Raw genomic sequence first — 5,925 nt, forward strand, 5'->3', positions numbered from 1 at the left:
GGCGCGTGGGGGCCAACGTCGTAGGGGGGCGCGGTAGGGCCAACGACTGTGGCGGGCGCGTGAGACCAACGTCTGAAAGGGGCGCGTGGTTGGCCAACGATCGTGAAGGCCGGGTGGAGACCACCGTCGCCAAGTCTCCACCCGGCTCGAACCGGCCGCTACGAGCCGCCCGCGCGGGGACTTGTCCACAACCCCTTCAACCATCCACAACCCTCGACCAAGCCCTATTGACACAACGGCGGGGGCGATAGGTTCAGAGATGGGGCCCCGGGCCCCGGGAGGGTGGGCCCCCGGAGCGGAGTTGATCTTGAGCCAGCGGCGGCGCGGCGGCGCGGGGGTGGGTGTCGGGCGGGCTGGCGGGCTGGGTGGGTGGGTGGTTTGGGTGGGTCAGCCTAGTTCGGTGGCTTTGCGGGCGTAGGCGGCGGCTCCGCTGTAGACGGATTGGGCGTAGCGGGTGGATTCGTTGTAGGTGAGGATGGCTTTCCACCAGCCTGGGCCCGTGGCCAGGTCGCCGCCGGAGGTGCAGAGGTAGTTGGCGGCGGTCATGGCTGAGTCGTCGACGTTCTGGGGGTCTGGTTGGGCGCCGTCGGCGGTGGCGCGGAGGCCGAAGCGGGACCAGGTGGTCGGCAAGAACTGCATGGAGCCGACGGCGCGGTCCCACTGGGGGTCGCCGTCGAGGCGGCCGTCGTCGGTGTCGGGGATGGCCTGGACGCCGGGGGAGCCGTCGAGGGGGACGCCGATGATGGGTTTGGACAGTTGGCCGTCGGGGCCGACGCGGGTGCCGCCGTAGCGGCCGTGGTGGGACTCGACGCGGCCGACGCCCGCGAGGGTCACCCAGGTCAGGTTGCAGGTGGGCAGCCGCTGCCGGGTGGCGGTCTCGGCGGTCGCGTACGCGCGCAGGGTGCGCTCCGGGATGTCGGTGGCCGCCGACATCCTGCTGATCCACCCCTGGAGGTCGTCCACCGGCACCGGCGCCGCGTGCGGTGGCACCTCGCCGCGGCGGACCGGCACCTCGACGACGGCGAAGCGCTGGGGTGGCGGTGGCGGGTCGCCGTCGTCGAGCAGCAGGACCGTCCCGGCGGCGAGGGCCACCAGGAAGACGACCAGCGCGAGCCGCGCCACCACCCGGACACCGCGGCGCCGTCGCGGCTCCGGGGCCGGTTCCAGCGGGATGGACAGCGTGGTCGGCTGGGGTGTCGGAGAGGCGGCCACGAAATCCAGGCTACGTGCTCACCGGCGGTGCTCGTCCGCGGCCTCTGTCCTCTGCGACCGCCGCACCTGCGGTGACCAGCGCGGACGCCCCCCGAAATCGCTACGCCCGCACGGCCTGCACCGCGTAGATCAACGGGATCCGGGGCGCGCTGTCCGGCAGCGAGAACCAGCCGCCGGTGGTCGTCATGGTCGACCACCGCGGCCACGGCAGCTGCTCGGTCTCGCGCAGCCGGGTGATCCGCAGGCCCGCGCCGACCAGGGCGGTGACCACCTCGCCGATGCCGTGCTGCCACTCGTACGACACGCGCGCCGACGCCAGCTCCGGGCCGTCGGTGTACGTGCGGGTGGCGTCGCGCTCGATGGCGCCGCGGCCGCCCAGGTAGTCGTGGCGCAGCAGCAACTCCTCGCTGCCGTCGGCGGGCGGGACCGGGCTCAGCGAGTTGAGCAGCGGGTGGAACTCCACCAGGTACAGCTGCCCGCCCGGCCGCAGCAGCCCGGCCACCTGAGCGGCCCAGACGTCCAGGTCGGGCACGTAGCAGAGCGCGCCCTTGCCGGTGTAGACGACGTCGAAGCGGGACTCGCCGAGGGTGGCGACGGCCGCGTGCACGTCACCCTTCACGTAGGAGACCGCCACCCCCTTGGCCTCCGCGAGCTCCTCGGCCGCGCGCACCGACGCCGCCGAGATGTCCAGCCCGACGACCCTGGCGCCCAGCGGCGGGAACGCGAGGGTCTCGGCGCCGATGTGGCACTGCAGGTGCACGAGGTCCTTGCCGTCGAGCGGGCCGAGGTCGGCCCACTCGAAGTCGCCGAACCAGGCCCTGGGGTCGCGCCCGGCCACGTCGTAGAAGCCGGACGCGAGGTGGATCGGGGTGCGGGCGTCCCAGTTCGCCTCGTTCGCGTGGATCATGGCCGCGGTCTCGGTGTCGAAGTCCATGATCCTCATCCTGCCGCTACCGCAGCGGCGGGATGGCCGGTGGCGTCGCGGCGGGCTTGGCGGCCAGCCGCTCCAGCGCGATCTCGATGGCCGCGTCGAGCTGCGGGTCGCGCCCGGCCACGTGGTCCTGCGGGCGCATGACCACCTCGACGTCCGGGTCGACGCCGTGGTTCTCCATGCCCCAGCCGGTGCCCTCCATCCAGGTGGCGTAGCGCGGCTGGGTGACCAGGGTGCCGTCGACCAGCCGGTACCGCATGTCCACGCCGACCACGCCGCCCCAGGTGCGGGTGCCGACCACCGGGCCGATGCCCAGCGCCTTGATCGCGGCGTTGACGATGTCGCCGTCGGAGCCGGAGAACTCGTTGGCCACGGCCACCACCGGCCCGCGCGGCGCGTCCACCGGGTAGGTCTCCTCGTAGTAGCCGTCGCGGGCCCGGCCCCAGCCGACGATGCGGCGGCTCAGCTTCTCCACGATCAGCTGCGACAGGTGCCCGCCGCGGTTCTCCCGCAGGTCGACCACCACCCCGCCGCGGCGCATCTCCAGCCGCAGGTCCCGGTGGAACTGCGCCCAGCCGTTGGCGACCATGTCCGGCACGTGCAGGTAGCCGATCCGGCCGTCGGTCGCGGCGTGCACGTGGGCGCGCCGGTCGTTGACCCACGCCTGGTAGCGCAGCGGCATGTCGTCGAGCAGCGGCACCACCACCACGCGCCTGGTCGCGCCGCCGCCCTTGGGTTCGACGGTCAGCTCGACCGGGCTCCCGGCGGTGCCGACCAGCAGCGTCGCCGGGCCGCGCACCGGGTCGACCGGGATGCCGTCGACGGCCACGATCGCGTCACCGTCGCGGACGCCGACGCCCGGCGCGCGCAGCGGGGAGCGGGCCTTCGGGTCGGAGGTCTCCCCCGGCACGATCGCGCTGATCCGCCACGCCCCGTCGGCGTCGCGCTCGAGGTCGGCGCCGAGCAGGCCGAGCCTGCGCCGGAAGTCGCCGCCGCCGCTGGTCGGCAGGACGTAGGCGTGCGAGGTGCCCAGTTCGCCGTTGACCTCCCACAGCAGGTCGACCAGTTCGTCGTGCGAGCCGATCGCGTCGACCAGCGGGCGGTAGGTGTCGAGCGCGCCTGCCCAGTCGACGCCGTTCATGTCGGCGCGCCAGAAGTGGTCGCGCATGAGCCTGCCGGACTCGTCGAAGGACTGCCGCCACTCCGCGGCCGGGTCGACCCGCACCCGGACCCGGCTCAGGTCGACGGTGATGTTGTCCTCGGAGTGGTCGTCGTTGTCGGCCTTGCGGTCGGCGGGCAGCACCCGCAGCGTCCGGCCGTCGCGGACCACGATGCGGCTGCCGTCGCCGCTGGGCCACACCGCGTCCAGGCCGTCGACCAGGACGTCGACCTTGAGCTTGGTCAGGTCGTAGCGCTCCAGCAGGGACCGGGGGGCCGCCGTGCCGGACTCGTCGAGGTCGTCGCCGAGCGACCCGGTGAGCGGGTCGCGCAGCCAGGCGACGCCGCCCTTGACCGCCAGCAGCCGCGAGTAGCGGGCGGCGGGCACCGGGAAGGCCACCACGCGGTCGGTGATGCCCTCCAGGTCGACCGAGGTGCGCGGGGTCTTGTCGTCGGAGTCCTTGTCGCGGTCCTTGTCGTCGTCACCGCCGAAGGCCCGCCCCTCGCGGACCGGGGCGAACGGCGACGGGGTGAGCGCGGCGAGCGGCGCCAGGTAGGGCCGGGAGCCGTTGGCGAAGGACACGTCGAACACGTGCACGTCGTAGATCGGGTCGAAGCTGCGCGAGGACAGGAACGCCAGGTGCTTGCCGTCGAGGGTGAACGCCGGGTCGGAGTCGACGAACCGCAGCGGGGTCACCTCGACCACGGTGAGGCTGGTCGTGTTCACCATCTTGATGTGCCGCAACGGGTCCGGCCCCGGGTGCGACCAGGCCAGCCACGCCGAGTCCGGGGAGAAGGTGACCCCGGTCGGGTCGGACTCGGTGGCCTTGGCGATCTCGCGGACCTCGCCGTCGTCGGCGTCGACCAGCAGCAGCCGCCCGTCGTGGGTGACCACCGCGACCCGCCTGCCGTCCGGCGACGCGGCCAGTTCCAGCACCCGGCCCAACTCCCCGGTGGCGACCCGGCGCGGGCTGACCCCCGGCTCCCGGCCGTCGACCGGGCCGAACTCCAGCGCGTCCTCGCCGTCGGCGTCGGTCACCCACACCGCCTGCCCGGTCGTGCCCAGCACCTGCGGCAACCGGGCGCGGACACCGGGTTCGACCGACAGCGCCCGCACCGGACCGTCGCGGTGGGTCACCCAGTGCACGGTCCCGCGCACCTCGACCGCGCTGGCCCGACCCGAGCGGTCCGACCCGAGCCAGCCGATGTTGCGGCCCACGTTCACCGGGTACACCTGCCGCGACCCGCGCGGACCACCGAGCTTCACCTCGACCGGCCTCGGCTCGGCGTCGAGGCCGTCGAGCAGCCAGATCTCACCTGCCCGGTGGTAGACGACCCGGTCGCCGTCGGTGCTGGCGTTGCGGGCGTAGAACCCGCTGTGGTCGCTGTGCTTGCGCACGTCCGAACCGTCCGGTTCGCACGAGTAGAGGTTGCCGACGCCCTCGTGGTCGGACAGGAACGCGATCCGGCCGCCGACCCACAGCGGGCAGACGATGTGTCCGTCCACATCGGACAGGATGCGCTCGAAGCCGCCGCCGCCGCGCCGGTCCACCCACACCTTGCCCGCGGTGCCACCCCGGTAGCGCTTCCACCAGGCGGGCTCGCGGGAGATCGGCGTGCCCAGCACCACCCCGCCGTCCGCGGCCAGGTCGAGCGAGGCCACCGGCCCGTACGGCAACCGCTCGGCAGGCGCCCCGTCCAGCGGCAGCCCGTACGCCCAGGTCGCCCGGATCGACGCCCGCCCGGTCGACGACTTCGCCGCCACCCTGCCGTCCCCGGTCCACCCGACGACGGCGGTGTTGACATCACCCCAGTAGCTCAACCGGTCACTCGCCCCACCCACCACCGGCGCGACGTGCACCTCCGGCTCGACATCACGGGCACTCGTCCAGGCGATCGTCGACCCGTCCGGCGAGAACCGCGGGTTGCTCACCGGAACCTGGTCAGCCGACAAGCGCCACGCCCGGCCGCCGTCGACCGGCGCCAACCACACATCGTCCTCGGCGACGAAGGTGATCAGGTCCGCGTGCAGGTGGGGAAATCTCAGGTAGGCGTCGGTCACCCTGCCAAGTTAGCCACACTCGCCCCACCGCGGTGCCACTTTCACCGCCTAACCCCACCCCATCCACCGACTGCCGTAGCGCCCCGCCCCTTGTCAGCCACTTCCCCACCACAAAGCCACTTCCCCCGCCCCTGGGCAACCGATCCCCATGGCCACCACCCCCTCCCACTCAAGATCAACTCCGCTCCGGGGGCCCACCCTCCCGGGGCCCGGGGCCCCATCTCTGAACCTATCGCCCCCGCCGTTGTGTCAATAGGGCTTGGTCGAGGGTTGTGGATGGTTGAAGGGGTTGTGGACAAGTCCCCGCGCGGGCGGCTCGTAGCGGCCGGTTCGAGCCGGGTGGAGACTTGGCGACGGTGGTCTCCACCCGGCCTTCACGATCGTTGGCCAACCACGCGCCCCTCGCAGGCGCTGGCCACCACGCACCCCCGAACAACGTTGGCCCAACCGCGCCCCTAAACAACGTCGGCCAACCACGCGCCCCTTTCAGACGTTGGTCTCACGCGCCCGCCACAGTCGTTGGCCCTACCGCGCCCCCCTACGACGTTGGCCCCCACGCGCC

3 protein-coding genes are annotated in these 5,925 nt (G+C 73.1%); all 3 read right to left on the reverse strand.

All coding sequences use genetic code 11. The annotated features are described in order from the left end of the window. Positions 1–387: 387 nt before the first annotated feature. The 3 genes from CLV68_RS33215 to CLV68_RS33225 all read right to left on the reverse strand — a co-directional run bounded on the left by CLV68_RS33215 (position 388) and on the right by CLV68_RS33225 (position 5,363). On the reverse strand, positions 388–1,212 hold the full coding sequence (locus CLV68_RS33215) for a lytic transglycosylase domain-containing protein (protein WP_246010258.1): 825 nt from the start codon (positions 1,210–1,212) through the stop codon (positions 388–390). Between the two features lie 100 nt (positions 1,213–1,312). Further along, positions 1,313–2,146, reverse strand: coding sequence for a class I SAM-dependent methyltransferase (locus tag CLV68_RS33220; protein WP_121395001.1), 834 nt, complete (start codon positions 2,144–2,146; stop codon positions 1,313–1,315). A 16-nt stretch (positions 2,147–2,162) separates the two neighbouring features. After that, on the reverse strand, positions 2,163–5,363 hold the full coding sequence (locus CLV68_RS33225; RefSeq protein WP_121395002.1) for a S41 family peptidase: 3,201 nt from the start codon (positions 5,361–5,363) through the stop codon (positions 2,163–2,165). Between the last annotated feature and the right edge of the window lie 562 nt (positions 5,364–5,925).

The organism is Actinokineospora cianjurensis, from assembly GCF_003663795.1.
In the GTDB taxonomy this organism is placed as follows: domain Bacteria; phylum Actinomycetota; class Actinomycetes; order Mycobacteriales; family Pseudonocardiaceae; genus Actinokineospora; species Actinokineospora terrae.